Source organism: Acinetobacter sp. SFB, assembly GCF_001647545.1.
Lineage (GTDB): Bacteria > Pseudomonadota > Gammaproteobacteria > Pseudomonadales > Moraxellaceae > Acinetobacter.
Genome location: NZ_LSZH01000013.1, coordinates 293,977 through 320,173, shown reverse-complemented (window position 1 = coordinate 320,173; position 26,197 = coordinate 293,977). Strand labels below are relative to the sequence as shown.

Here is a 26,197-nt window from a genome sequence, read left to right as displayed (position 1 = left end):
GGCTGTGGAATTACGTCATTTACGCTATTTTGTTGCAGTGGCAGAAGAGCTGAATTTTACGAAAGCTGCACAACGTATGTGCACGGTACAGCCCTCTTTAAGCCAGCAAATTAAAGACCTTGAACAGGAAGTTGGAGTACAGCTGTTGATTCGGTCGAATCGTAAAGTAGAACTGACTGAAGAAGGCAAAGCATTTTTAAAAGAGGCACTTCTAAGTCTGGAACATGCTGAAAAGGCCATTCAAAATGCCCGTCAAATTGCCAATTTAAACAAAGATCAGCTGAATATTGGCTTTGTTCCGGTAGCGGAAATGAAAATTTTTCCCTATATCATGCCGAATATTCGGGCACATTTTCCTGATATCAAAATTAACTTTCACAGTATGACCGATGCCAATCAGTTCAAGGCGTTAAAGAAAGGCGATATTGATATTGCTTTTACTCGCTATATTGATGAATCAAGTGAACTTGAGCATGTGCAAATTTTTAGCGAGCCTTTGGCTTTAATTGTGCCGAAAGATAGCGCGATTGCCGAGCAGCGTCTCGTCAGTATCAAGAGTTTTAACAACCAAGATTTTATTGTGAGTGATGAAATTGCTTCCCCTCAACTGTATAAAATTATTACCGATTTCTTTAAGCAATCGAAACTGAATGTGAATGTGGTACAGCAATCGACCAATATTTTATTGAATGTGAATTTAGTTGGAATGGGTGTCGGTTGGAGTCTGGTACCGGCTTATGTCATCCCATTGTTGGGTGACAAAATTGTGGTGAAAAATACCATTGAGCCTTTGCCGATGATTGACTTGTATGCCAGTTACCGGAAAGGACAAAAAAATCAAGTGATTGAACTGATTTTGAAAATATTGAAAGAACAGTTTTATATGGGATTTTTTTAAAAATTAAAATCATCGATGTTGCGCAATGTTTTAAGAAATCAAAGATATCGTGCAACATCACAAGGTTTCACAGAACCATTTCCCCCCCATTCTATCTATAACAACGATGCACAGAAGCACAAGGCACAAACTGTTTTAGCGCTTTATACTCAATATTTAAAACAACAAGATAGATTGAACAAAAATGATGAAGCTCTATAACAATACTCAATCACGTGGAATGACGCTTTTTCCTTTGCTAAAAGAACTGGCAATTGAAGATCAGATTGAACAGATACAAGTTCCCTATGAAGAAATGCATCAAACTGAATATTTAAAGATTAATCCCATGGGGAAAGTACCGTGTCTGGTCGATCAAGGGATCGTGATATCAGAAGTGGCTGCAATATTTACCTATTTGGTAGATAAATACAGTGAAAAAGGTTTGGCACCTAGCTTAGATGATCCCAAACGTGGAGCATATCTGAAATGGATGTTCTTCTGTCATGGCCCCTTGACCGAATATATGGACTTAAAGAGTCTTGATGTGTCTAAAGAACAAATTGAAAAAAGAAAAATCGGCTTAGCCTTTGGTCATGAGGAAACGTTATTCGCTTTCCTAAAACAGGGCATGCAACAGGCCAATCCGTATTTGCTTGGCGAGAAAGTTTCAGCAGCAGATTTATTTCTGGCCTACTGGCTGGTTTTTGCCATCTCTTTCAAAATCTTGCCTTCTCTGGATGAGTTCAAGCCTTTTATTCAACTCATCGGAAGCCGGGATTCGATGAAAGATATACCATGGTTTCAAAAAATAAATACGTGATACCCTTTTCGCTACATTTCATTTAGATCATCTAAAAAAAAGACCACGCTTTTGCGTGGTCAGATTCTAAATATCATGCAGTTGCTTGATTATTTTACATGAAGCTTTTTGAATAACTGCTGGCTCACGTGGTCTAAAGTTTGTGGAATTGCAAGTGCTGCCACAAAACGGTCAGGGCGTAAAATGACAACCGAATCTGATGTTTTACCAAACCAGGTGCGGATATCGGTACCAATATCGCCTAGTGTAATCACGCCGTCAAACTTCTTGCGACTTTCATTGCCAAACTGAACTTCAGGAATGATCTGAATAAATTTGACACCTAAATTTTTCCAGACTTGCATGGTGGTCGCACTGAGTCCCCATTGCGGATCCACGCCCCAGGCAATAATGGCAAAGTCGTTGCCAATGACGTCATCCAGTAAAACTTTTTCACCAGACTCAAGTTTTACATGCGGCTGGATAAACATTTTACCGATTGGCGATTCCTTTTTACCATCTGCAAGCAAGGCACCATCGTTATATTTCGGCATCGGTTTGAAACGCATTTCAAGCAAATACTGTTTGATTGGCTTGATATAATTTAATGCATAGGCAATACCGTCACGGACGAAACCTTGCCACTTTTTAGGTGGTGCAAGTACATGACCTGCCATCACAGAAAGATCAATCATTGCTTTGGCATGATCTTTACGTTCAACTTGGTAAGAGTCCAACAAATCTGGAGTCGCTTTACCTTGTACCACCAGCGCAACTTTCCAAGCCAGGTTAAAGGCATCGCGCATACCGCTGTTATAACCCTGACCTTGCCATACCGGCATAATATGTGCTGCATCGCCGGCAAGTAAAATACGGTCAACACGGAATTTATCGGCAATACGCGCATTGTGCGTATATACACGTTGACGAATTACTTCAATATTTTCAGCATTGGGTAAAACTTTAGACAGCAGTTTTGCAATATTTTCTGGCTGGCTAAGTTCTTCCTGAGTTTCACCCGGCATTACCATGAATTCGAAACGACGAATACCATGCGGAAGCGCAGCAGACACGTATGGACGCACTGGGTCACAGCATAAGTAAATATGTGGTGTTGCTAATGGATCATTCTCAATGTCGATTACGATCCATTGATTTGGAGCTGTTTTACCATCAAAAGCAATTTTTAAAGTACGACGTACAATCGAGTTGCCACCATCACAGGCAATTAAATATTTTGCTTGAATTGTTTCTTCTTTCTGGTTTTTATCCTGAATTTTAAGGGTTACACCATTTTCATCCTGGGTAAATTCATTTAGCTGACGTGAAAAAAGCACTTCAGTTTTATCGTATTGCTTTAAACCTTGAAGTAACACATTGTCTACTTGAGGCTGAATAAATGCGTTACGACGTGAGAAACCAAATTCACGGGTAAGAGGCTGAATGTCAGCGAAACAACGACCTTTAGGGGTTAAGAAGCGCATCGCATGGTTCGGGGTAGTATGCGGCAATACTTGATCGACCAAACCAAGTGATTGAATGGTACGTAAAGATTCATCATCAATACCAATGGCACGTGGGTAGTCAATCAAACTATCCAGCTGCTCGATAATAGTGACTTGAACACCTTGTTTACTTAAATAGTTCGCAATGGTTAAACCAACAGGACCTGCGCCCAAGATTGCCACTTCAGTGGTGTAATTTGTTTTGTTGCTCATAGCGAATGTCCATTCAATCAATTCACATTTAACTGTATTAACGGTGAATTTGAGGGTCTAAACAAGCTATGCCATAGTAGATATGTTGAATGAAAACAAAACACAAAGAATTTTATTGGTATTTTAAATATTTGAAAAATAATAATTATATGTATATTTAACTATATGGTTTTTTAAATGAATGATCATTTATTTCTATCATTTATAGAAATCTTTCCTAAAATAAAAAAGCTGAATTATGAGCATAATTCAGCTTTGATCGCTCAAGTATGAACTTGGGTGAACAAGGTGGGGGTAATAATTTAGAGATCGAGTTGGAATGTTATTGCGCAGGTTTAGCCGATGCTTCTTCTACAGCGACTTCTGAAGCCGGTTGAGCTGATGTAGGCTTGGCTGCAGCACTTTCAGAGCTTACAGTTTTAGGTTGTTCTTGAGTAGAAACAATCACTTTTTCTTCTGTACTTTGTTTATCCGCACTAGCGGCAAACGTGGTTGCAGCAGCAATGGTAAAAGTTGAAGCAAGTAATAGTTGAGTTAATTTCATTTTAAGCATCCTGTTATTCTTTAAAAAGTTATTGAATCCATATTTATCATCACAAAAATATGGACAGCGCTCATGCTAAAGAGCCTGAGACAGGGGAGCAATCAAAGCAACAAAGTGAAACAGGCCGGTTAACATAAAAATCACAAGTAAGTATTTGTTGTACATTTACTGTAAAAAATACTTAAAAGAATGCATAAGAAATGTATAAAAATATTTCTAGATCAGCTTCCTGAGCGCTTGTTTTTTACTGAAAATGAACAAACCAGCAGAGAGTGATGGTTTTAATAACATTGCTGAATAGATTAAATGTAAATAAATTTTTCAAATTATAAGGAGGTTGTTCAGCAATTTGCTCTTGGAATACAGTAAAAAGAGCGTAATAGTACTGATTTTAATTCAGATATTTAATTCATTTATATAAGTAAAATTTAATACCAACGTTGTTTAATTTTTTTAAATAGTACGGATACATTGCCATAAATCCATGAAGAAATTAAAGTGGAGTCTTATGCAGTTCGGTGGTGTGAATTGCTTTATCACTGCATTGATTAATTTTTCTTCCATGAATAGCGAGCAAGTTTTGAAACTGATTTCTGCTGTACAAGCTGTCCCTACGCATATCATTTCCGGGTTTTTGGGCGCTGGAAAAACCACCTTGCTTCAACATTTACTCAGTCAAAAGCCTGAAAATGAAGTTTGGGCAGTGCTGATGAACGAGTTTGGGCAAATTGGGGTTGATCAGCAGATGTTACCGCAAAACCAAGGTTATGAAGTCAAGGAGCTATTGGGCGGCTGTTTGTGTTGCAGTAGTCAATTACCCATGCAAATTGCGCTATCTCGCTTATTGTCTGAAACAAAACCGGACAGATTATTTATCGAACCGACCGGTTTGGGACATCCTGCACAATTACTGGAACAGCTCACCGAACCACATTGGCACCAGAGTATTTCAATGAGAGCCTTAGTGACGGTGGTGGACGGTTCACGTTTGCATGATCGTGAGTGGAGCAAGCAAAATCTGTATGCAGATCAGTTAAAAGCTGCGCAGATGATTGTGGTATCCCATGCGGATCGCATGGATTTTGCAGATCACCAGGCTTTGGAAGTATTAAAGAAAGAATATCAGGCCTATCAGCAAACTTGGCTCATGAGTGGGCAGTCTGAAATCTCCCTTAAGCAAATTGATCTGCCTTATGTCGTGACTGAACGTAAGATTCAACCCTTACTTAAAATTCAAAAAACATTTTCTAGCGTGCAAACTCTGCCCGAGATTAAACAGTTGCCCTATCATTATGTCGAGACCACACAAGGCTATAGTGTAGCAGGGTGGAAATTGCCCAAACGTTGGCAGTTCGATTTTTATGCATTGCTGGATTTACTGTGTGAACAAAAGAATTGGCTTCGCATTAAAGGTATTTTTAATACCAATCAGGGCTGGAAAACCTTTAATTTTAATCCGGAGCAATTTAACTATCAGTCTTCAGAACAGGGCATTGATAATCGTATTGAAATCATTGTGCAAGATCAGCGTGATTGGCAAGATTTTGAAGATCAATTATTTCAATGCCAGCTGAATTTGGATGAAACCGATAAAACAACTCAGCAAATGTAGCTCAAATCTTATATGCTAAGCGCCAAATTTGAGGACTCTTTTATGGCGCTTAAAGCAACGATTTATAAGGCTGATTTGAATATTGCCAATATGGATGATCATCAATATGCTGATTATCAACTGACCATGGCTCAACATCCATCTGAAACCATTGAGCGTTTGATGGTACGTATTTTGGCCTATGCGCGTTTTGCTGATGAAGCTTTAGAGTTTACCAAAGACCTGTTTGAAACCGATGAACCGGCCTTGTGGCAAAAAGACTTGACCGGTCAATTGGTCAAATGGATTGAAGTCGGTAGTCCAGATGAAGATAAAGTTAAAAAAGCCAGTGCGCGTTGCAAGCAAGTTGCAGTGATAACTTATGGTTCTTCAGTCGATGAATGGTATAAGCGTAACAGCAAATTAAAAACCTTAAGTAATGTTCAGGTCTGGAAACTTTCTACAGCAACCACAGATGCACTGCCACAATTATGTCAACGCACCATGCAGTTACAGTTAAACGTCATGGATGGTGAATGGACGCTGATTGGCGAGCATGCGCAAGTTCTGGTTGAATGGGAACAGTTACAGTAAATATAAGCAGGATGCAGGTTTAGGCTTGCATCCTGATGACAAAATTGCGTATACCTTAAAACAATAACAATGAAAGGGGTAGATAATGCAGTCTGATGATTTATATCGTTTGCTGATTGCCCTGGGTATTGGTGCCATTATTGGTGCTGAGCGTGAGTATCGCAGTAAATCTGCTGGACTCAGAACCATGATCATGGTCAGTCTCAGTTCCTGTTTGTTTACCATTCTGTCTTTAAAAATTGGTATTGATAGTCCGGATCGAATTGCAGCCAATATCCTGACAGGTTTGGGTTTTGTCGGGGCAGGGGTCATTTTTAAAGATGAAAACCGTATTTCCGGAATTACCACCGCAACCACCATCTGGATGACGGCTGCATTGGGCATGGCTGCAGGTGCTGGTTATGAATTGTTAAGTCTTTTTTCCACCTTCATTGTTTTAATCGTGCTTATTTTTCTGATCTATGTTCAGGAACGTATAGAAGCCCGGAGTCATGCCCGCACCTATCGAATTATTTGTCCTTATCAACACAAGACTTTAGATCAATATGAAGATTTATTTAGGACTTATGACATGAAGGTGGTTCGCAGTGTGCAACATAAAACCGAAAATCGAATAAGTGGCCGCTGGATTTTAATCGGCTCCGCTGAAAATCATAAAAAATTGACCGCTTATTTACTCAACGATTCGAATATCCAAGAGCTGAGTTTTTAAATATTGAAACCTTAAATCATCAAGAAATCAATGCAATCCGGTTTATAATAGCCATTGAAAATTGAGTACTCTGATCAGGTAAATGACCATGACAAATGAATTAGAAATTATTGATTTAAAAGTAGGTGAGGGTAAGGAAGCGGTTAAAGGCTCACTGATTACCACCCACTACACAGGCTGGCTGGAAGATGGTACCAAGTTTGATTCCTCTATTGACCGTGGCAATTACTTTGAAACAGTGATTGGTACTGGCCGTGTGATTAAGGGCTGGGATCAGGGCATTATGGGCATGAAAGTAGGTGGCAAGCGTAAATTACTGGTTCCTGCGCATTTGGCTTATGGTGAACGGAAAATGGGCAAAATTATTCCTGCAAACTCAAACCTGATTTTTGAAATTGAATTGTTTGACGTAAAAACCCGTGATTAATATTTATTGATTTCTAATGAATAAATATTCTGCAAGATACAAGGATGAATCTTGCAAAATAGATGAAAAATTGTTTGAGTTTTCTTTTTTAATCGTTACATTAGATTATAGCCAGGCGTAATTTAAGGATGATTCGCTTTTTGGATAAGAGCCATAATTTAATATATTTTTTGAAAATTTTTCTTATTGCATGTTTATGCGTCTTCTCGTGGCAAAAGCACGCATGGGCACAGTATGATGCCGCATCTGAATCTTATTATTTACAACAAAAAATGCTCAATCAAGTTGAGTTTACTGAAAACAGTACCAGTCCCTTAAAAGGATCATGGCAGTATTATCCTCAACAGCTGATTGTTAAACCCAGTGCAGTGTTAAAATCTGAAACGGTGAATTTACCGATTTCCTTCAAAGCACTGACAGGTACCAATAAAAACTACGGTACTTTTATTGGGCATTTTAAGCTACCCAAAGAATATGTTGGACGACGTATCGCCATTTTTATTCCCAATCAATTCGGTGCTTACCGGATGTATTTGAATGGGGATTTTTTATTGCGTGTGGGTGAAGTGGGAAAAGATAAAATTAGTCATCAAACTGAAAATGCACCCAGAATTGCATTTTTTGTGGTGCAAAAAGAATATTTCACCCTGAGCATTCAAGCCTCAAATTTTAATCCTCTGCATGGCGGCCTAGAAAATCCGATGCGTATTGGCCTTGGGAAAACCATTACCCGGCAGTTCCAGCAGCTGATGATGAGTATTGGCCTAGTATGTGGAGCAGTATTAGGCTTAAGCCTATTTACACTAATGTTTTCAATTTTTCAAAGAAAAATTAATCGTAGCAGCATCAGGGTATTTATATTTGGTATTTTTATTTTTTTCCTTGCCTTACATAATTTATTCTCAGCACCTTATGCCTATACTACATTTACAAATCTTAGCTGGATTTGGGGCGTGCGATTAGAGTATCTGTTTACCTATTTTACAATCGCATCTTTTCTGACTTATATGTATTTGCTCAACTGGCGTTATTTACATCCAATTGTTTATTTTGTCGCAATGTCGATATTTGTTGTTGATATTATTATCACTTTATTTACTGAACCGGAAGTTTTTGAGTATTTAGCATTTTATAGTTTTTCATTTAGTCTGGTCATTATCTGTAATTTTGCCTATGGTTTTTATTTAAACCTGAAACATAAACAACAGTATTCCAGCATTAATTTATGGGCGGTTATTTTGTTGTGTGTCACATTGGTACATGACTTTTTATTATCCTTAAATTTAATCGAGTCATTTAATCTGACTTTTATTTCAACGAGTTTTTATGCCTTGCTCATTATGTTTCAGCAATCCAAAAATTATGCAAAGCATACTCATCATGTTGAGCAACTGAACAATAATTTACTCGAGCTAAATAGTTCTCTAGATCAGAAAGTACAAGAGCGCACCTTGCAATTAAATCAGCTCAATCAACAGTTAGAGTTACAAATTCAAATTGATGCATTAACAGGTGCATTTAACCGGCGTGCTTTAAATGCTGAAATTCAGCGCTTATTTACCCTAACAAAAAATCACACCAATCATACTTTGGCATTTGCCATGTTAGATGTAGATTTTTTTAAAAATTATAATGATTACTATGGCCATTTGAAGGGCGATGTGATCTTGCAAGATTTGGTTAAAATTATACAGCGCGCCTTGCCACCTTCAGCTTATGTAGCACGTTATGGTGGGGAAGAGTTTGCAATCACTCTGCATAATGTTCCCAGTGAGGTGGTGTTAAATGTATTGCAACAGGTTTTAAATGCAGTAAGACAAGCACGCTTAGAACATTTAAATAGGCCTGACCAAAAGTCCTATGTGACCTTGAGTATGGGCGTATCCTGGATGGATCAAAATCATCCCTATGCCGATATTCACGAACTGATGAAAGCAGCGGATGTTCAGCTCTATGCTGCAAAGAACGCAGGTCGAGATCAATACCAAGCATTTCGTCCCTGACGTCAGCAGCGTTAATCAGAGCAACAGGTAGTTTATTTAATCTGACTGCATTCATATTTTAAAGTCATGTGCTTATCAATCTCAGTCGTTTATTTAAATCTAATGGCATGATTAAAAAATAGACATGTCGTTGTGTTTTAAAACGTTTATTTTCATCACGCTATTATTTTTAAGATTCATTTCAGTTTAGTGGGATAAAAAGCATGTTGAACTACTGAATGTCACACATCATAAAAAGGAAAGCACCCTAGGGATAGGCGATGGATGGGATTCAGAGAATAAAATGATTTTTTGAGCACCTTTTAATGAAATCTCGCTTGCTTGCAACTTTGCTTTCCATCTCTCTTTCTGCAGTTTTATTGCAGATTCCCCATTTAGCCTGGAGCCAAACGCCAGCACATAATCCAACCCTAACGGTGATTGGTTATCATGAAATTATCAACACTAAAAGTGCACTTATTCCTGAATATGCAGTGAGTACCACCCAATTTCAGCAACATATTGATTGGCTGAAAAAAAATGGTTTTCACTTTATTAATGTTGATCAGCTTATTCAGGCTCATCAAGGGAAATATAGCCTGCCTAAAAAACCGGTTTTATTAACGGTAGATGATGGTTATGCATCTTTTTATCAAAATGCCTATCCAATTCTTAAAGCCAATAAAATTCCTGTGGTTCTGGCAGTGGTCGGTTCATGGTTAGAACCTAAAAGTGATCAAAATGTTAATTTTTCAGGTGAGCAGATTCAACGTAAAGAAATGCTGTCCTGGGCAGAATTGAAAGAGATGCAAGACAGTGGTTTAGTGGAAATCGCTAGTCATAGTTATAACTTGCATCGGGGTATTGTAGGTAACCCACAGGGTAATCTGGAACCTGCGGCTGTTACACGGTTATATGATGCTAAATCTGCAAGCTATGAAGACGATAGCCACTATCAACAGCGTATTTCCAATGATTTAAAACAGAATAACCAATTACTCATTGCCCACGGTTTGAAATCACCGCGGGTGATGGTCTGGCCTTATGGTCACTATAATATGCAGACCGTAAAAATTGCTAAACAGTTGGGTATGCCTGTTGCCATCAGTCTGGATGATGGCGCAGATTCGGCAAAAAGTTCATTGGGGCAGCTCAATCGTATTTTGATTGAAGGCAATATGACCACAGCAGATTTGGCGCGAGAAATTCAAAATCGACAGCAACATTTGGGCGACAATAATCGTCCGCAAAAAATTATGCATATCGATTTAGATTACATTTATGACAAAGATCCGATTCAGCAGGAACGTAATCTCGATCATTTACTGGACCGGATTGTGGCGATGAAAGTGAATACCGTGTATTTACAGGCCTTTTCCGATCCTGATGCCAACGGCTCGGCGGATATGGTGTATTTCCCCAATCATTATTTGCCGATGCGCGCAGACCTGTTTAACCGTGTCGCCTGGCAAATTCAGACCCGTACTCAAGTGGGGCGCGTATATGCGTGGATGCCATTATTGGCCTGGGAATTACCTAAAAACAATCCAGTGTCCCAAGATGTGGTTGAAACCCAGCAAGCCGTTGATACAAAGCATTTGAATATGGGCTATCGTCGTTTAAGCCCTTTTTCACCGGAGGTGCGCAAAACCATTAGCGGGATTTATCAGGACTTGGCCAAATCTGTGCCTTTTAACGGTATTTTATTCCACGACGATACCACCTTATCGGACTATGAAGATGCCAGTCCTGAAGCCTTACAAGCTTATGCAGCTATTGGTTTGCCGACCGATTTAGCCAAAATTCGTAGCAATGATGCTGAGCTGCAAAAATGGACTGCTTATAAAACCAAATATATTGATGACTTTGCCCTGCAACTGGCACAACAAGTACGTCAGTATCAACCCTTTTTACTCACCGCACGTAATTTATATGCGCAAGTTGCATTAAAACCCTATGCGGAAAACTGGTATTCACAGTCTTTAGAACAGTCCATCAACCGTTACGATTTCACCGCCATTATGGCGATGCCCTATATGGAGCAAGCACCCAATAACGCTGCTTTTTATCGAGATATTGTCAATCGCGTGAAGCAATTTCCACAGGGAATCAAAAAAACCGTCTTTGAATTGCAGGCAGTGAACTGGCGAACCAATCAGAAAGTTCCATCAGAAGAGATGGCGCAAACTATTCAATCTTTATATGAACAAGGTGTAATGCACGTGGCTTACTATCCAGATGATCCGATTCAAGATCATCCCAATACGCAAGTGTTACGCAAAGCCTTTGATTTGAAATCAAGCAAACTTGTTCCTTAAAGGAATTTAATATGTTAACGCTCCAGCACTTTTGGCATTCTGCTTTGCACTTTGTCTTTTATTATCCCTTGTTCATGTCGTATTTATGGATGATAGGTGCACTGATTTTTTATTGGAAAGAACGACAAGATCCACCATATCAGCACCCTGCGCCACTGGCTGCTTATCCCAAAGTAGCCGTGCTCGTGCCTTGTTTTAATGAAGGGGATAACGCTGAAGAAACCTTAAGTCACGCCTTGGCACTGGATTATCCAAACTTCGAAGTCATTGCGATTAATGACGGCAGTTCAGATAACACCGCAGACGTCTTAAACCGTTTGGCTGCACAGCATGAAAAGCTGCGTGTGGTGCATTTGGCACAGAACCAAGGCAAAGCCATGGCATTACAGGCGGGAAGCCTGTTGACCGAGGCTGAGTATTTGCTTGGCATTGATGGTGATGCCTTACTCGATCCGCATGCAGCAACCTGGATGCTGCGCCATTTTCTGAAAGATGAAACGGTCGCTGCTGTCACCGGCAATCCACGGATTCGTACCCGGTCCACTTTAATTGGGCGTATTCAGGTCGGAGAATTTTCTTCTATCGTGGGGATGATCAAACGTGCACAACGCAGTTTTGGTCGACTGTTTACGGTTTCTGGGGTAATTACTGCATTTCGTAAAAGTGCTGTGCATGACGTCGGCTACTGGTCACCCGACATGCTGACCGAAGATATTGATATTACCTGGAAGTTGCAACGCGCCGGCTGGAACATTCATTTTGAGCCGAATGCCTTGGTGTGGATTTTAATGCCTGAAACTTTTAATGGTTTGTGGAAACAGCGCTTGCGTTGGGCGATGGGTGGGGCACAAGTCTTAATTAAAAATATGGATGTACTGTTTAAACCGCAGCTGAATTTTTTATGGCCCTTATTATTTGAACTGATCCTGACGCTGGTGTGGTCTTATTTAATGCTGTTTATGGCGATTCTTTGGTTAATACATTTTGTTATTCCGCTTGGAATCAATGGGATCAGTTCGCCATTTCTGCCATATGGAACCGGCATGCTACTTGGGGCAACCTGCTTGTTGCAGTTTGCTTTGAGCAAATGGATGGACAGTCGTTATGAACCGGGTCTGGGAAAAAATTATTTTTGGATGATCTGGTATCCGTTCGTATTTTGGTTAATTACGCTGTCGGCCAGTATTGTGGCATTTCCAAAAGTGTTGTTACGCAGGGATGGCAAGCGTGCACGCTGGGTCAGTCCAGATCGCGGTATGCGTACCTCAACTGTCAATAATTCAGAGCATCCGAAATGAAAAATAATTCTTTAATTATTGATTTACGCCGTTTATTACCCTGGCATAAACGTTATGCTTCCAATACCTCTACGGCCATGATGTGGGCTGTATGGCTGTTTTTATGGCGTCCATTATTAATTGTGATTGGGGTCTTGAGTTTGCAAAAACAGCACCTGATTCATCAATTGTTTTCAGCTTTTGGTCTGGGAATTGAACATGGCATAAGTGCATTATTGGCCTGTGTAGTCGCATTATTATTGTGGGCAAATTTTATTCCCTCCAAAGTCGTAAACAAGACTCCAGTCAAAACCATGACCGATTATGGGGATCATTTTGATTTACCTGTTCAGGAGATTGAGCAAGGACGTCAGCAAAAAATCAGTATGGTTCATCATGATGATCACGGTAAAATCATTCGTATTGAATAATGAAAAGTTGTTCGCGTTAAATTTTTTGTAAAATCCCGATTGAGTATCTCATTCGGGATTTTTTATTTGATCGATTGATTGTGTTGTTGAACGAAGTGAAAACTGCATATTCGGGTGATTATTCGAAGTCATAATCACGGAATAGAGTGCAAGACCTTATGCAAAAAGTCCACATGTCGTGCAAGGTTTTTGTTGAATTGACTGTCCAAAGCGAGCCAGATCGCAAGCGGATATTGAGCATATGCAATAGGCAACCTGAAAGGAAACGTCTTCGAAGCAACATTTTTCATAATATATAATTTTAAAAATTGTATGATTTTTACTCAAATTGTTTTATAAATATAAAAATAACAATTATTTACTCGTGAGAGTGTGTCTATGGTGAAAATACTCTTGTGGTTGAGTCTTTTTATTGCGTTTATTGGACTCTGGAAAGTCATTTTTAAATTTCAGATTAATCAACATTTTCAACAATTCAAAATCAAGCAGCTCGCCGATTTAGATAAAACTGCCTCTACATCAACGAAGCCATTATCCACCCAGGAAGCACGTGTAGATGAAGTGGAGGAATACGAGCAACAATTATTTGATGATGTCTGCCAAATATTTTTTGAGCGCCACTTGAGTGAACGAAATTTGAGTCAGGCGATTGTGGTTCAAGAAGAGGTCTTAAGAAAAATGCCCGCTAAAACCCAAACCAAGATTCGCAAGCTAGATTTAGAAGAATGGTCTATTTACTGGACTTTCTACGATCAGTCTTTGGAATATTATGTTGGACGTTATGGGGTGTTTTATGCTCGTGTCGACCGTTTCGGGGAAGAGCACAAATTCGAAATGAAAGATGTACATAGCCATGTTTGATTAAAGTCATTGGCTTAAGTTTTAACGACCGCATAATCATTGGTTGCCATCAATAATTAAGTTTGAAATTATTGACCTTTAAATTCGGGTGCACGTCGTTGCAGCATTGCCATAACACCTTCCTGTACATCCTGAGTGGTTAATAACGGAGTGAGATGTTGTTGTAAATTGGCAAATGCTGTTTCTGTACCATGTTCAGCGGCCTCTTTGGCAGAGGCTAGCGTGGCTTGAACGGCAAGTGGTGCAGCTTGAGCAATGCGTTCCGCCAGTTCAATCGCTCGGTTAAGAGGTGCTTCAGTGGTGATTTCATTGATCAGGTTTAAAGCCAGCGCTGTTTGGGCATCGAATGTGTCTCCAGTGAGCAAGTAGCGCATCGCTTTAGACCAACCTGCAGCTTGTACAAAACGAACTGTTGCACCACCAAAAGGTAAAATGCCGCGTTGTACTTCCATTTGTGCAAACTGGCTATTGTCCTGAGCAATCACAATATCGGCATTGAGCATCAACTCTATACCTGCGGTATAGCAAAAACCTTGCACTGCAACAATTACCGGCTTTTTTCGCTGCCGTCCGCTGGTTCCCCACGGATTGATCTGATGTTCATCGTAGTTAAATATGCCGCTACTCAGTCTGGGTTGCAATTCAACCAGATCCAGACCCGCAGTAAAGTGATCTCCATGAGCGAAGATGACTGCACAGCGTAACTCGGGATGATCTTCATATTCGGTTAAGGCCAGTGACAAGTCATGAATCAGATGGCTATCAAAGGCATTTCTTTTTGTCGCCCGGTCGAGCCCAATCAAAAACAGCGACCCGCGAATTTCCCGGCTGATTTTTCCTTGTTGTTGTGACATTTTTATTCTTCTACCTGGAGCATTGTTTATATTTTTAAACGGTCGTTAGAAAACTGTCAATCAGGCAGTCTAATTTCAATTCATATTGAAATGAATGGGCATAGTGCGAAAAAGGTTAGGTATCGGTCAGATTACAGGGTTGAATTGGTATAATTTATCTTGCGTTCAGCGCTATTTTTTTCATAATAGCAAACACACTTTGCTCGCCTGTTTATTGCTATGTCACCTTTAGAAATTGTTGCCGTCATTATTAGTCTTATTGGGGTAACCTTGACCATTAAACGGAATATGTGGTGCTGGTGGTTTAACTTCGCAGCCTTTGTTCTCTATGCTTATTTATTTTATGAATTTAAGCTGTATGGCGAGACCATTTTGCAGTTCTTTTTTATAGTGGTGAACTTTTATGGTTTCTATCACTGGTTGAAGGGCAAACAGCAAGATCATGAAATTCGGATTGAACCGATTGCGCGTAAAATAGTGATTCTGCAAATGTCACTTGCAGCAGTGGGCGGCTTGATTTTCGGTTTAACGTTGAAACACTTCACCGATGCAGCTGTACCGATGCTGGACTCACAATTGGCAGCGTTTAGTTTACTGGCCACCTATTGGACCAGTCGTAAACATATTGCCACTTGGGTATTGTGGGTTTTCGTCGATATCATTTATGTGGGCATGTTTATTTATAAAGACTTATTCCTGACTGCGGGATTGTATGCCGCCTTTGTCGGCTTGGCGGCTTTTGGCTGGTGGCAGTGGCAACAAGTGAAAAAGAAACAGGCCATCACGCATTTTAAGGGTGTATAAATAGCTTTGGATAGCATGCTTGGATGGCGCATATGCTGATAGATTTTATCCAACATCAATTGCAGCAATTTGATGAAATGGCAGCACGGATTCAAGCAGCACCTGAACACTATATTCAATTTGATTCAGTCTCAGATTTTTATAAGGCTGAGTGGCTCAATGATTTTCCCAAAGGCAGCACATGGGCAGCGACAGGACTGGATGATGGTGCTGAACAGTTTTATGCGATCATTGAATATAGAAACCATTTCCTCAGTATTTCCTGTTCTGAGAAAATTGAAATACGCTGTGGCATATACGATCAATAGTTGGTTATGGGCGGTCAATGACAGCGTCACTAAAATTCAATTAAATAAACAGCGACCAAATGCACTGGCTTAGTGATGATTGAATGGTCTATAAGTATTCAAAACAACCAATAAAAAACAAGGATAGAAAGATGGCACATCGTTTTACTGTGAACTCTACAATTCAGGGCGTTTCAATTGACGACTTTAAACGACTTGCAGCAGATACAGCTTTGCACGAAGCCGTGTGCAGACGTATTCCCGGTGAAAAATTAGAAATTATTGAATCTCGGATTCATGGCGGTACTTATACTTTACGCCGTGCCTATAATTTAGATGTGAATATTCCGGATATCGCAAAAAAACTGCTTAAAGATGCTTTCCGTTTGAAGCGTACCGATATCACTAATTTGGAAGCTTTAACGTCGACTATAGAATTGGGAGCAAATTTACCTTTAGAAGCCAACTGTGAACGATCAGTAACTGGAGATGACCAGAAAATTCACATTACCTTACACTGGCAGGTAAAAGTTAAAGTTCCTTTGGTTGCCGGTATGCTGGAAAAACATGCGGAAGGGGAAATTCGTAAATTTAGTGATTTGGAAATCCAGATTGTTGAAGATGAATTAAAGAAAAACCTCTCTGCTTAAGGAAGATAAAAAAAGCCCTTTGATTGAAGGGCTTTTTTATGAAGGATTAATCTTTTACCAGATTATGCGCTGTAGAAATTGCAGATGCTGATACATCCTATTTTTCAAATTTGTTTCTATAAAGCATCGCAGTAAAGAATGAGACCACGCATACCCCCCAAATGTAATACATTGCGCCAATATTGCTATACAGGCTTAGCCATTGCACCAATGGCAAAGTAATACCGCCGGCTATGGCATAGGCAACATTATAGGAAAATGAAATGCCGCGAAAAGCGGATTTGCGCCGGGAACATTTTCACCATACTGTAAGAGACCATGCCCACAGTTCCCGAGAACAAACCGAGCAACATGTATAGCATGAACACTGTGGAGGGAGCGACATGTCCCAGGCTATTATAGAAAATACCTGCAATAATCGCGACAGCGAGGGAGCCGAATAAAATCACTTTGCCTGCGCCAAAACGGTCAGCCAACAGTCCTGCCACAATACAACCGAGCATTTGCATGACAATTGCGGCACTTTGCATTTTAAAGGCAGCGGCGCGTTCAAAACCAAAAGCACCGACCAAGAGGTTAGGCATTGCTAAAATCAGCACCACGACACAGCCAGTCAGGAACCAGGTAAAGAGCATCCCAATCACAACAGCGGTTTTATGTTCTGCTAAAACCTGTTTTACTGGCATTTCTTTGGAAAGTTGTTTACGTGCTTGCATCGCTTTAAATACAGGGGTTTCTTTTAAATAGCTCCGTAAATAAAGTGCGACTAAACCAAAAATACCCCCTGCAATAAATGGAATGCGCCAAGCCCAATCATGAATTTCTGTTTCTGAAAACTTGATTGAAATAAATAAAGACATCAGGGCGCCGAGTAAAATCCCTAAAGATAGTCCTGCGGTGAGTAGTCCGTTCGCAAACCCAATTTTCTTTGCCGGTACATGCTCGGAAACGAAAGTCCAAGCCGCAGGAATTTCGCCGCCAATGGCAATCCCTTGTACCATGCGCATCAGTAACAACAATAAAGGTGCCGCATAGCCAATGCTTTCAAAGGTCGGCATGACACCAATCATTAAGGTTGGAAGTGCCATGAGCAAAATCGACAGGCTGAATAAGCGTTTACGTCCTATCAGGTCACCAAAATGTGCCATAACCACGCCACCAAGTGGGCGGAAAAAATAACCCGCGGCAAAAATACCGTAAGTGTTCAGCATCGCCCAAAAAGGGCTTAAGCCAGTTGGGAAAAACAGTTCAGAAATGATTTTGGCGTAAAAGACATAAATGACGAAGTCGTAGAATTCGAGTGCGCCACCGAGTGATGAAAGTCCAAGGGTGCGTTTATCTTCACTGCTTAGACGTGCAGGTGCTTCCGTGCTGGTTGTATGGGTCATCGCAGGTACAAATAGTAGTAATGTTTTGATTTTAATCAATTGTTATTTATATGAAAAATCAATCTTTCTTTGGACTGCTACAACTTAAATTTATGAATAGTCCTTCATGATCTGTGTGGATATTAGAGTTTTACGAAGTAGGGCAAAATCGAGAGGATAATACCGATTGTGGTGAGCATCGTGGTATTTTCCACAAAATAAGGGAAGATCATCAGTACCAAGCCACAGACCAAAGGCACAGTAACTTTCTGCTTTTTTCCATACAGGAAATAGCCTAAGCCTATTGAACTAAAAAGAACACCGAGAAGGAGTTGGGCGGTAGTCATTATTTTATATTTATAAAGGATTTGAACTGATTATAACCAAGTAAAATTAAAATATGCTTAAAATATCTCACGTCGCATAGCTCGCCTGGATTTACAGAAAAGGTGAAATACACGTATCAAAAATAGAATACGAAAGTCTGCTTTTTAGCGCTAAGATTTATACAAAATTTGTGATTTAAAATCATATTGAATTTAGTTTTATTGTTAGGTCGGGAAGAGTTTATGAGTATCATTTTACCTGTTGCACAGCGTGGTGAAGCAATTTTGACTTTAACAGCGGCTGAAGTTGCAGAGTCTGAGCTGAATAGTGAGTGGTTAAATCAACTTGCTGAAGCCATGCTTACCACCATGAGGCAGCGTAATGGTGTAGGTATTGCCGCTCCTCAAGTTTATGTCTCTAAACGGATGATTATTGTCGCTTCACGTCCTAACCTGCGTTATCCCGATGCGCCGGAATTGGAAGCAGTGGTGATGGTAAATCCTGAAATTTTAGAAAGGTCTGAAGCAACTGTTCTGGGTGAAGAGGGCTGTTTAAGTGTCCCAAATGAGCGTGCTCAAGTGGCGCGAGCGGAAACAGTAAAAGTGCGTTATTTAACGCTGCAAGGTGAACCCATAGAAACGATCTATAAGGGTTTTGTTGCAAGGATTGTGCAGCATGAAGTGGATCATTTAGACGGAGTGTTGTTTATTCAGCGGATATAAGTCTTAATTGTATGATTTTTGTGCTATAAATATAAAGCAATAAAAATTTTATAACTTATAAGTATAGTAAGTAAGTCTATGAACTTGTTTAAAAAAATACCTACGCTGATTTTTTATTATTGGGGCAGATTTAAGTTTCATTTACTCGAATCTGATAATTTAATTATTAACTGGCCTAATTTTGATAAAGGGGTTTTACTGCTGATTTTTGGGGCATTTTGCCAAGTCAGTGCAATTAAATGGTATCTGGTCAGTTATTTCTCCGCTAAAAATGCTGTCTGGATTAATGCGGACTTTTTTTTAATCCGTATTATCAGTGTGTTTATCACTTTAATCATTTTTATCGTTATAGCTGGCTTTAGTTTCAGATATAAAAGAAATAGAAAATTCCGGAGAGTTATTTCTTACTTTTCGCCGATGTTCTTTGGGGGCACGATGATTTATGCGGGCTATACCATTGGTATTTACAGCCCCGCCACCATTGCCGGATTTATCAATATCGTCCTGATTGGACTGGTATTTTATTCACGCAAAATTATTTATAGTATTGCGATACCTGCTCTTATTTTTGTCATCATTATTAGTTACTTAACTTTTAATGGCGTGATTCGTTACGCGCCTGTGTTTAGTGATGTACTTACTGATGGCGAGTTTTATCATAATGAATTCTGGATCGGAAGTATGGCGGAAGTTTATCTGCCGATCTTGCTGGTTTCGATTTTGTTTTTTGAAATTTTACTTTCGCAATGGCGTCGGCGTGAAAAAAATATCAAAAGAATGAGCCAAACCGATGTGCTGACGAATGTGTTTAATCGTCGTTATATTGGTGAACAACTCAGCGCTTTAGAACGCAAGAAAAAAACAGCTTATGCTGTAATTTTACTGGATCTGGATCATTTTAAACTGATTAATGACCAACATGGTCATGAAGTTGGAGATATGGTTTTGCAACGCGTTGCTGCCATTTTATCTGCCATTACACGGGATCAGGATATTGTGGGGCGTTTTGGGGGTGAAGAATTTATTCTGATTTTAAAAGAACAAAATTTACAGCAAGCGATTGAGATTGCAGAACGGTGTCGTAAAATAATTGAGCAGGAAGAAATTCAGTTAGAAACCAAAGAGATTTTAAAAGTGAGTGCAAGTTTTGGTGTAGCACTCTCTCAAACCAGTTTAAATAAAGAACAGATCATTCGTCTGGCCGATCGAGCTTTATATTTGGCTAAACGCCAGGGTAGAAATCAGGTGAGAAATTATCTGGAGCTGGTGAGTAATACGTCTTTAGCGGTTTACTGATTTGGAAATGATTTTTTAGTACATTGAAAAAATTACAATTATTGATTTTGGAGGTAATTTTATGACTCTATTATTTTGTAGACAGTGATAAATTTGCAGACATTGAAAATTTAAAAGTGCTGGATTATCTCTTCCTTTATCGCACTTCCTTTAAAGCAATGCTTTAAATCTTGTTCAGGGAGGAGCGGTCACGTAATTCTTTTGATCAAATGACATTCCCCTCTTTCTAAAGAGGGGTCAGGGGAGATTTACAAGAGAATAAAAATGAAACTCTACAATAAAAACTTAAAACAAGCCTCACGCGAATTACGCAACAACATGACAGAAACTGAGAAACTACTTTGGCTACGGCTTCGGGGCAAGCAAATTTTAGGTTTGCAGTTCTATAGACAGAAACCAATTTTAAATTTCATCGTAGATTTTTACTGTCCAGTAGTCAATTTGGTGATTGAATGTGATGGTGGGCAGCACTATACAATTCAAGGTTTAGAAGCCGATTCTATTCGTGATGTTGCTTTGGCAGAGTTAGGTTTGAGGGTGTTGAGGTTTGATAATCAGCAGATTTTGAACGAAACGGATGTGGTGGTTCAAGTAATTTATGACGTAATTACTCGGTTATTAGAATCCCCCTAAATCCCCCTTTGATAAAGGGGGACTTCACACGAATTTAATGACGACATAGAATTCAAGGAGTTTCTCCCTTTTAAAGGGAGGTTAGGAGGGATTACATACTTTAAGGAGTTGGAATAGAGGTTGAAGGGTCGAAGTGGGATTCTAATTCATTGAGTTTATCGTACAATGGCTTGTCATTAGTCATTAACAAACTAGTCTCTACAACAGCAATTCTAGAGAAAATCAATAAAAGATTATCTAGTTCATTCACTATCTCATCTACTTTAAAAGATTTAGTACGTAAAGATTTTTGATTACGTCTAAGTTCTGATATTACATCTTGTACCTTTGAGCAAGTTGTAGAATGTGACTTAGGAGATAATCCTTTTAAACTAGCTTCAGTACATCCCGCGCCGAACTTTTTCATTTCAGCAGCAGCTACTTTTAAAGTGTTATTTATTTCATGCTTTTTAACAGTTTGAAAGTATTCTTGAACAACAGTAAAGTATTTCTTGGATGTAAAAGTATAATAAACAGTTGCCCCTGTACAAACAACGGAAAGCAATGTAAGTCCTGTGTTTAATTCCATATTTAAGCTTCTAGAATTTTTAATATTTGTTCTTCGTTTAAATCGTAATTTTTATTCATTTCATTGATCCAAATATTTAGCATTCTTGAGTATATTTTAAGCATATTACTATGTGAGTTGAACGATCTATTTTCATTTCCATATAACAGCTCATCAAATCGACCTAATTTTTTAATAAAAAAATTGGTGTATTGCATATATTGACCTTCTTCATTTCCATCAAAACCTCTAAAGATATTATAATAATGCTCAGTAACTTTAATGGATTTGATTTTTTCAGAACTGAAGGCAATTGCTCTGTACATATCAAGGATATCTAAAACTTTTCTACATTCATCTTCAGGCATATCATTTCCTAAAGATTCAAAGCACCAAGAGTAATGTAGTGAATATCCATCTTCTAAAGCTTGTCTTAACTCTGAATAATGGGGTTGAGATTCAGGGTATAGCTTTTCTAGAATTAAGTATTGATGAATTAAATTAAGTCTTTCAATTTTAGTTAGTTGCATGTTTTATTCTCAAAGGTTCTTTTAAATATTAGCAAAAATATAATAGTTGTATATAAAAATCCCCTCATTCAGAGGGGATTTTTTACATCAAGTCTTAAATATCAATCGAATCATCTAAGTTTGGCATTAACCAGCGCTTCGCTTCATCCATCGACCAGCCTTTACGTTCTGCATAACTATCCAGCTGATCCTGTGCAATCTTGCCGACATTAAAGTATTCAGACTGCGGGTTGCTATAATAGAAACCGCTGACACTTGAAGGTGGCCACATTGCAAAGCTAGAAGTCAGTTCAGTACCAATGGCATTGGTTGAATCTAACCAGCTAAACAAGGTCGCTTTTTCCGAATGTTCAGGGCAGGCCGGATAACCCGGTGCAGGACGAATCCCGACATATTTCTCTTTAATCAGTTCATCATTCGACAATTGTTCAGACGCTTGATAACCCCAAAACTCTTTACGAATACGTTCATGCAAATGTTCAGCAAAAGCTTCTGCAAAACGGTCACCTAAAGACTGTGCCAAAATTGCAGAATAATCATCGCCTTTGGCTTTGTATTCGTGCGCCATTTCTTCCGCACCAAAAATCGATACCGTGAAACCACCCAAGTAGTCTTCAAGTTTCGCATCTTCAGGTGCAATAAAGTCAGCGAGTGAGAAGTTCGGTTTACCTGAAACTTTGTCAGACTGCTGACGGGTATGCTCGAACTTGTGCGTTGCAGTTTGATTTTCATCGTAAATTGAAACCGTATCTGCACCGGTACGTTTTGCAGGAGCCAGACTAAACACGGCGCGTGCATCAAAACGCTTGTTCTCTACAATATCTTTCAGCATGATTTGCGCTTGTTCGTACAAATCTGTTGCCGCTTCACCCACCACTTCATCGTTGAGAATTGCAGGGAACTTGCCTGCCAAACTCCACGAGATAAAGAATGGAGTCCAGTCAAAATATGGAACTAACGTTTCAAGTGGGTAATTTTTTAGAACTTGCTGACCCAGAATATTTGGCTTAGGTGGCACATAGTTCGCCCAGTCAATTTTTACCCCATTGGCAATTGAAGCTGCATAAGACAGTTTTGCCGCTTTCGGTTGCTTGTTGGCAATACGCTCACGCACTTTGGCATATTCTTCACGGTAGCCTTTAATGAACTCAGGTTTCATTTCAGGAGAAAGTAAAGAGGTTGCAACCCCAACTGCACGTGAAGCATCAGCGACATAAATCACTGCATCATTTGAATATTGTGGGTCAATTTTCACTGCGGTATGCGCTTTGGAAGTTGTTGCACCACCAATCATTAATGGTACATGGAAACCTTTACGTTGCATTTCTTTGGCAACAAAAACCATTTCATCCAAGCTCGGTGTAATCAAACCGGATAAACCAATAATGTCGACTTTTTCATCAATTGCGGTTTGCAGGATTTTTTCTGCAGACACCATTACGCCCAGGTCAACAATGTCGTAACCGTTACAGCCCAGTACCACACCGACAATATTTTTACCAATATCGTGCACGTCACCTTTAACAGTCGCCATCAGAATTTTTCCTTTTGTCTGACCTGCGGTTTTTCCTGCTTCAATGTACGGATTCAACCAAGCGACAGCCTGTTTCATTACACGGGCAGATTTTACCACCTGCGGCAGGAACATTTTACCTGCACCGAATAAGTCACCGACCACGTTCATGCCCGACATCAACGGACCTTCAATGACATCTAAAGGACGCGTCGCTTTTAAACGGGCTTCTTCGGTATCGACATCAATATAAGCGGTAATGCCTTTAACCAGTGCATATTCAAGACGTTTTTCAACAGACTGTTCACGCCATTCCAGATTTTCCGCTTCGCGCTGAGCACCGCCTTTGCCACGGTATTGTTCCGCAATTTCAAGTAATCTTTCAGTGGCATCCTGACCGCTTTCACCTTGGTTTTGATTCAGTACCACATCTTCAACTGCAGCTTTTAATTCAGCCGGGATGTCATCATAAATCGCCAATTGACCAGCATTTACAATCCCCATGGTCATGCCTTTTTGAATGGCATGGTACAAGAAGACGGCATGAATGGCTTCACGAACGGGTTCGTTACCCCTAAAAGAGAACGATACGTTGGATACACCGCCAGAAATCATCGCATGTGGAAGGTTTTGTTTAATCCAACCGGTTGCTTCAATGAAATCGACTGCATAGTTGTTGTGTTCTTCAATACCGGTGGCAATTGCAAATACGTTCGGGTCAAAAATAATGTCCTCGGCAGGGAAGCCAACATCATTCACCAATACATCATAAGAACGCTTACAGATTTCACGTTTACGCGCAGCGGTGTCAGCCTGACCATCTTCGTCAAATGCCATGACAATAACCGCAGCACCATACTGACGGCACAGGCGTGCTTTGTGTACAAACTCGTCATAACCTTCTTTTAAGGAAATCGAGTTCACCACGGGTTTACCTTGTACGCATTTCAAGCCCGCTTCAATGATTTCCCATTTTGATGAGTCAATCATGAGTGGTACGCGGGAAATATCCGGTTCAGAGGCAATTAGGTTCAGGAATTTCACCATTGCTGCTTGCGAATCCAGCATGCCTTCATCCATGTTGATGTCGACAATCTGCGCACCGCCTTGGACTTGATCTAAAGCAACTTCCAAAGCTTCAGTATAATTTTCTTCACGAATTAAACGTGCGAACTTTTTAGAACCGGTCACGTTGGTACGTTCACCTACATTGACGAACAAAGAATTTTCATCAATGTTGAACGGCTCTAAACCAGAAAGGCGACAAGCAGGTTTAATCTCGGGAATCTGGCGCGGTGCAATATCTTTTACCGCATTGTAGATGGCACGGATATGATCCGGAGTGGTACCACAACAACCACCGGTAATATTAATCAGGCCACTTTCTGCAAACTCTTTAAGAAATGCAGCAGTTTCTTCAGGCGTTTCATCATAGCCACCGAAAGCATTCGGCAAGCCTGCGTTTGGATGCGCTGAAACAAAAGTGTTGGCAACGTCTGAAACGGTTTTAACATGCGGACGCATGGCATCTGCACCCAAGGCACAGTTAAAGCCGATTGATAACAAGTCACCATGACGAACCGAGTTCCAGAATGCTTCTGCAGTCTGACCGGTCAAGGTACGGCCTGAAGCATCGGTAATGGTGCCGGAAATCATCAACGGCAATTCATAACCGAGCTGGTTAAAGACTTCTTTGACTGCAAAAATAGCCGCTTTACAGTTCAGCGTATCGAATACCGTTTCAATGAGCAGAATATCGGCGCCACCTTCAATTAAGGCATGTGCAGCTTCAATATAGTTCTCTTTGAGTTCATCAAAGCTAATATTACGAAATGCCGGATCATTTACATTGGGCGAGATCGAACAGGTACGCGATGTCGGGCCAAGCACACCGGCAACAAAACGCGGTTTGTCTGGTGTTGAATATTTTTCACAAGCGGCCTTGGCAATACGTGCTGCTTCACGGTTAATTTCCGGAACCAGCTCTTCCATATGATAGTCAGACATCGAAACACGGGTGCCGTTAAAGCTGTTGGTTTCAATAATGTCTGCACCGGCATCTAAATAAGCTTCGTGAATGCCTTGAATAATCTGCGGTTGAGTCAGAACTAAAAGGTCATTGTTGCCTTTGAGGTCAGAGGCCCAGTCAGCAAAACGCTCACCACGATAATCCGCTTCTTCTAGTTTATGGCGTTGAATCATGGTACCCATAGCACCGTCAATAATCAGGATGCGTTTGGCGAGAAGCTCTTTTAGGGTGGCAAGCGTGGACATAAATAACCCCAATCCGATGGAATACAAAATGGGCATCATTTTAGCAGAATTACTCTGCCTTTGAGGAATATTCAGCCGACATAGTGAGGCACAGCTTAAAATAAGCCCCTTGCTGCTGAATTTTTCATCGAATTGAAATATCAGCAGGCTATGATCAGCAACAGATAACGACAAGCTGGGCAATCTGATTATTAGAAATATCCTGTATATAGGGATTCATTTATTTTGAAATATTGAGGCACAAACTATTTTTAGCTTT

At 39.9% G+C, this 26,197-nt stretch carries 24 protein-coding genes and 1 pseudogene; 17 read left to right on the top strand and 8 right to left on the bottom strand.

Annotated features, from left to right (window positions below; genetic code table 11):
- Positions 1 to 4: 4 nt before the first annotated feature.
- Together AY606_RS10940 and AY606_RS10930 are read left to right on the top strand one after the other, a co-directional pair.
- Entirely contained in the window at positions 5 to 898 is an 894-nt protein-coding gene (locus AY606_RS10940; RefSeq protein ID WP_067868275.1) for a LysR substrate-binding domain-containing protein, read from the top strand.
- A gap of 187 nt (positions 899 to 1,085) precedes the next feature.
- Positions 1,086 to 1,700, top strand: a complete 615-nt coding sequence (locus AY606_RS10930) for a glutathione S-transferase family protein (protein ID WP_067868267.1) — start codon at positions 1,086 to 1,088, stop codon at positions 1,698 to 1,700.
- A gap of 89 nt (positions 1,701 to 1,789) precedes the next feature.
- Here AY606_RS10930 and AY606_RS10925 read toward each other — a convergent pair whose 3' ends face one another.
- Both AY606_RS10925 and AY606_RS10920 read right to left on the bottom strand, forming a co-directional pair.
- Positions 1,790 to 3,397: a bifunctional 3-(3-hydroxy-phenyl)propionate/3-hydroxycinnamic acid hydroxylase gene (locus AY606_RS10925; protein ID WP_067868264.1), complete on the bottom strand. Its 1,608-nt coding sequence runs from the start codon at positions 3,395 to 3,397 to the stop codon at positions 1,790 to 1,792.
- A gap of 322 nt (positions 3,398 to 3,719) precedes the next feature.
- Complete coding sequence (locus AY606_RS10920) at positions 3,720 to 3,941, bottom strand: hypothetical protein (RefSeq protein ID WP_067868261.1); 222 nt, start codon at positions 3,939 to 3,941, stop codon at positions 3,720 to 3,722.
- Between the two features lie 580 nt (positions 3,942 to 4,521).
- On the opposite strand from AY606_RS10920, the gene AY606_RS10915 reads away from it, so the two are divergent.
- From AY606_RS10915 to AY606_RS10875, 9 genes are all read left to right on the top strand, one after another.
- Positions 4,522 to 5,553, top strand: coding sequence for a CobW family GTP-binding protein (locus tag AY606_RS10915; RefSeq protein ID WP_067868430.1), 1,032 nt, complete (start codon positions 4,522 to 4,524; stop codon positions 5,551 to 5,553).
- Between the two features lie 42 nt (positions 5,554 to 5,595).
- The gene (locus AY606_RS10910; RefSeq protein WP_067868258.1) at positions 5,596 to 6,126 is read left to right on the top strand and encodes a YaeQ family protein; all 531 of its coding nucleotides are present in this window, start codon (positions 5,596 to 5,598) and stop codon (positions 6,124 to 6,126) included.
- An 85-nt stretch (positions 6,127 to 6,211) separates the two neighbouring features.
- Positions 6,212 to 6,838, top strand: coding sequence for an MgtC/SapB family protein (locus AY606_RS10905; RefSeq protein WP_067868255.1), 627 nt, complete (start codon positions 6,212 to 6,214; stop codon positions 6,836 to 6,838).
- 88 nt (positions 6,839 to 6,926) lie between these two features.
- Positions 6,927 to 7,265: an FKBP-type peptidyl-prolyl cis-trans isomerase gene (locus tag AY606_RS10900; protein ID WP_067868427.1), complete on the top strand. Its 339-nt coding sequence runs from the start codon at positions 6,927 to 6,929 to the stop codon at positions 7,263 to 7,265.
- 128 nt (positions 7,266 to 7,393) lie between these two features.
- Entirely contained in the window at positions 7,394 to 9,268 is a 1,875-nt protein-coding gene (locus AY606_RS10895) for a GGDEF domain-containing protein (protein WP_081408401.1), read from the top strand.
- A gap of 305 nt (positions 9,269 to 9,573) precedes the next feature.
- Positions 9,574 to 11,565: a poly-beta-1,6-N-acetyl-D-glucosamine N-deacetylase PgaB gene (gene pgaB, locus AY606_RS10890; protein WP_067868252.1), complete on the top strand. Its 1,992-nt coding sequence runs from the start codon at positions 9,574 to 9,576 to the stop codon at positions 11,563 to 11,565.
- Between the two features lie 11 nt (positions 11,566 to 11,576).
- Entirely contained in the window at positions 11,577 to 12,863 is a 1,287-nt protein-coding gene (gene pgaC, locus AY606_RS10885) for a poly-beta-1,6-N-acetyl-D-glucosamine synthase (protein WP_067868248.1), read from the top strand.
- Positions 12,860 to 13,273 carry a poly-beta-1,6-N-acetyl-D-glucosamine biosynthesis protein PgaD gene (gene pgaD, locus AY606_RS10880; protein ID WP_067868245.1) on the top strand — a complete coding sequence of 138 codons (414 nt, stop codon included), beginning with the start codon at positions 12,860 to 12,862 and terminating at the stop codon, positions 13,271 to 13,273. The genes pgaC and pgaD overlap by 4 nt, the downstream gene beginning before the upstream one ends.
- 378 nt (positions 13,274 to 13,651) lie before the next feature.
- A complete protein-coding gene (locus AY606_RS10875) occupies positions 13,652 to 14,134 on the top strand; it encodes a hypothetical protein (protein WP_067868242.1) in 483 nt (160 codons plus the stop codon).
- 68 nt (positions 14,135 to 14,202) lie between these two features.
- Here the strand turns inward: AY606_RS10875 and AY606_RS10870 are convergent, their stop codons facing one another.
- On the bottom strand, positions 14,203 to 14,988 hold the full coding sequence (locus AY606_RS10870) for a crotonase/enoyl-CoA hydratase family protein (RefSeq protein ID WP_067868239.1): 786 nt from the start codon (positions 14,986 to 14,988) through the stop codon (positions 14,203 to 14,205).
- Between the two features lie 219 nt (positions 14,989 to 15,207).
- On the opposite strand from AY606_RS10870, the gene pnuC reads away from it, so the two are divergent.
- From pnuC to AY606_RS10855, 3 genes are all read left to right on the top strand, one after another.
- Positions 15,208 to 15,792 carry a nicotinamide riboside transporter PnuC gene (pnuC, locus tag AY606_RS10865; RefSeq protein ID WP_067868236.1) on the top strand — a complete coding sequence of 195 codons (585 nt, stop codon included), beginning with the start codon at positions 15,208 to 15,210 and terminating at the stop codon, positions 15,790 to 15,792.
- 32 nt (positions 15,793 to 15,824) lie between these two features.
- Complete coding sequence (locus AY606_RS10860) at positions 15,825 to 16,100, top strand: hypothetical protein (RefSeq protein WP_067868422.1); 276 nt, start codon at positions 15,825 to 15,827, stop codon at positions 16,098 to 16,100.
- Positions 16,101 to 16,231: 131 nt separating this feature from the next.
- Positions 16,232 to 16,729 (top strand): DUF2505 family protein, encoded by a 498-nt coding sequence (locus AY606_RS10855; protein ID WP_067868222.1) that lies wholly within the window; start codon positions 16,232 to 16,234, stop codon positions 16,727 to 16,729.
- A gap of 97 nt (positions 16,730 to 16,826) precedes the next feature.
- Here the strand turns inward: AY606_RS10855 and AY606_RS10850 are convergent.
- A pseudogene (locus tag AY606_RS10850) lies at positions 16,827 to 18,117 on the bottom strand (MFS transporter).
- Between the two features lie 122 nt (positions 18,118 to 18,239).
- Positions 18,240 to 18,443: an amino acid transport protein gene (locus AY606_RS15845; protein WP_081408400.1), complete on the bottom strand. Its 204-nt coding sequence runs from the start codon at positions 18,441 to 18,443 to the stop codon at positions 18,240 to 18,242.
- Positions 18,444 to 18,665: 222 nt separating this feature from the next.
- On the opposite strand from AY606_RS15845, the gene def reads away from it, so the two are divergent.
- The 3 genes from def to AY606_RS10835 all read left to right on the top strand — a co-directional run bounded on the left by def (position 18,666) and on the right by AY606_RS10835 (position 21,074).
- Complete coding sequence (gene def / locus AY606_RS10845) at positions 18,666 to 19,145, top strand: peptide deformylase (protein WP_067868218.1); 480 nt, start codon at positions 18,666 to 18,668, stop codon at positions 19,143 to 19,145.
- Positions 19,146 to 19,580: 435 nt separating this feature from the next.
- The gene (locus AY606_RS10840; protein ID WP_171255391.1) at positions 19,581 to 20,441 is read left to right on the top strand and encodes a GGDEF domain-containing protein; all 861 of its coding nucleotides are present in this window, start codon (positions 19,581 to 19,583) and stop codon (positions 20,439 to 20,441) included.
- Positions 20,442 to 20,705: 264 nt separating this feature from the next.
- Complete coding sequence (locus AY606_RS10835) at positions 20,706 to 21,074, top strand: endonuclease domain-containing protein (RefSeq protein WP_067868216.1); 369 nt, start codon at positions 20,706 to 20,708, stop codon at positions 21,072 to 21,074.
- Between the two features lie 100 nt (positions 21,075 to 21,174).
- Here AY606_RS10835 and AY606_RS10830 read toward each other — a convergent pair whose 3' ends face one another.
- The 3 genes from AY606_RS10830 to metH all read right to left on the bottom strand — a co-directional run bounded on the left by AY606_RS10830 (position 21,175) and on the right by metH (position 25,938).
- Complete coding sequence (locus AY606_RS10830) at positions 21,175 to 21,642, bottom strand: hypothetical protein (RefSeq protein WP_067868212.1); 468 nt, start codon at positions 21,640 to 21,642, stop codon at positions 21,175 to 21,177.
- Between the two features lie 2 nt (positions 21,643 to 21,644).
- Positions 21,645 to 22,151, bottom strand: a complete 507-nt coding sequence (locus AY606_RS10825) for a YfbU family protein (protein ID WP_067868209.1) — start codon at positions 22,149 to 22,151, stop codon at positions 21,645 to 21,647.
- Between the two features lie 94 nt (positions 22,152 to 22,245).
- Positions 22,246 to 25,938, bottom strand: coding sequence for a methionine synthase (gene metH / locus AY606_RS10820; protein ID WP_067868206.1), 3,693 nt, complete (start codon positions 25,936 to 25,938; stop codon positions 22,246 to 22,248).
- Between the last annotated feature and the right edge of the window lie 259 nt (positions 25,939 to 26,197).

What these genes read in the sequence shown, in the direction of transcription:
- metH (WP_067868206.1), bottom strand. Translation starts at nt 25,938, where the DNA reads ATGTCCACGCTTGCCACCCTAAAAGAGCTTCTCGCCAAACGCATCCTG.
- AY606_RS10825 (WP_067868209.1), bottom strand. Translation starts at nt 22,151, where the DNA reads ATGCAACTAACTAAAATTGAAAGACTTAATTTAATTCATCAATACTTA.
- AY606_RS10870 (WP_067868239.1), bottom strand. Translation starts at nt 14,988, where the DNA reads ATGTCACAACAACAAGGAAAAATCAGCCGGGAAATTCGCGGGTCGCTG.
- pgaD (WP_067868245.1), top strand. Translation starts at nt 12,860, where the DNA reads ATGAAAAATAATTCTTTAATTATTGATTTACGCCGTTTATTACCCTGG.
- AY606_RS10925 (WP_067868264.1), bottom strand. Translation starts at nt 3,397, where the DNA reads ATGAGCAACAAAACAAATTACACCACTGAAGTGGCAATCTTGGGCGCA.
- AY606_RS10860 (WP_067868422.1), top strand. Translation starts at nt 15,825, where the DNA reads ATGCTGATAGATTTTATCCAACATCAATTGCAGCAATTTGATGAAATG.
- pnuC (WP_067868236.1), top strand. Translation starts at nt 15,208, where the DNA reads ATGTCACCTTTAGAAATTGTTGCCGTCATTATTAGTCTTATTGGGGTA.
- AY606_RS15845 (WP_081408400.1), bottom strand. Translation starts at nt 18,443, where the DNA reads ATGACTACCGCCCAACTCCTTCTCGGTGTTCTTTTTAGTTCAATAGGC.
- pgaC (WP_067868248.1), top strand. Translation starts at nt 11,577, where the DNA reads ATGTTAACGCTCCAGCACTTTTGGCATTCTGCTTTGCACTTTGTCTTT.
- pgaB (WP_067868252.1), top strand. Translation starts at nt 9,574, where the DNA reads ATGAAATCTCGCTTGCTTGCAACTTTGCTTTCCATCTCTCTTTCTGCA.
- AY606_RS10900 (WP_067868427.1), top strand. Translation starts at nt 6,927, where the DNA reads ATGACAAATGAATTAGAAATTATTGATTTAAAAGTAGGTGAGGGTAAG.
- AY606_RS10910 (WP_067868258.1), top strand. Translation starts at nt 5,596, where the DNA reads ATGGCGCTTAAAGCAACGATTTATAAGGCTGATTTGAATATTGCCAAT.
- AY606_RS10875 (WP_067868242.1), top strand. Translation starts at nt 13,652, where the DNA reads ATGGTGAAAATACTCTTGTGGTTGAGTCTTTTTATTGCGTTTATTGGA.
- AY606_RS10905 (WP_067868255.1), top strand. Translation starts at nt 6,212, where the DNA reads ATGCAGTCTGATGATTTATATCGTTTGCTGATTGCCCTGGGTATTGGT.
- AY606_RS10855 (WP_067868222.1), top strand. Translation starts at nt 16,232, where the DNA reads ATGGCACATCGTTTTACTGTGAACTCTACAATTCAGGGCGTTTCAATT.
- def (WP_067868218.1), top strand. Translation starts at nt 18,666, where the DNA reads ATGAGTATCATTTTACCTGTTGCACAGCGTGGTGAAGCAATTTTGACT.
- AY606_RS10840 (WP_171255391.1), top strand. Translation starts at nt 19,581, where the DNA reads ATGATTTATGCGGGCTATACCATTGGTATTTACAGCCCCGCCACCATT.
- AY606_RS10920 (WP_067868261.1), bottom strand. Translation starts at nt 3,941, where the DNA reads ATGAAATTAACTCAACTATTACTTGCTTCAACTTTTACCATTGCTGCT.
- AY606_RS10830 (WP_067868212.1), bottom strand. Translation starts at nt 21,642, where the DNA reads ATGGAATTAAACACAGGACTTACATTGCTTTCCGTTGTTTGTACAGGG.
- AY606_RS10835 (WP_067868216.1), top strand. Translation starts at nt 20,706, where the DNA reads ATGAAACTCTACAATAAAAACTTAAAACAAGCCTCACGCGAATTACGC.
- AY606_RS10930 (WP_067868267.1), top strand. Translation starts at nt 1,086, where the DNA reads ATGAAGCTCTATAACAATACTCAATCACGTGGAATGACGCTTTTTCCT.
- AY606_RS10895 (WP_081408401.1), top strand. Translation starts at nt 7,394, where the DNA reads ATGATTCGCTTTTTGGATAAGAGCCATAATTTAATATATTTTTTGAAA.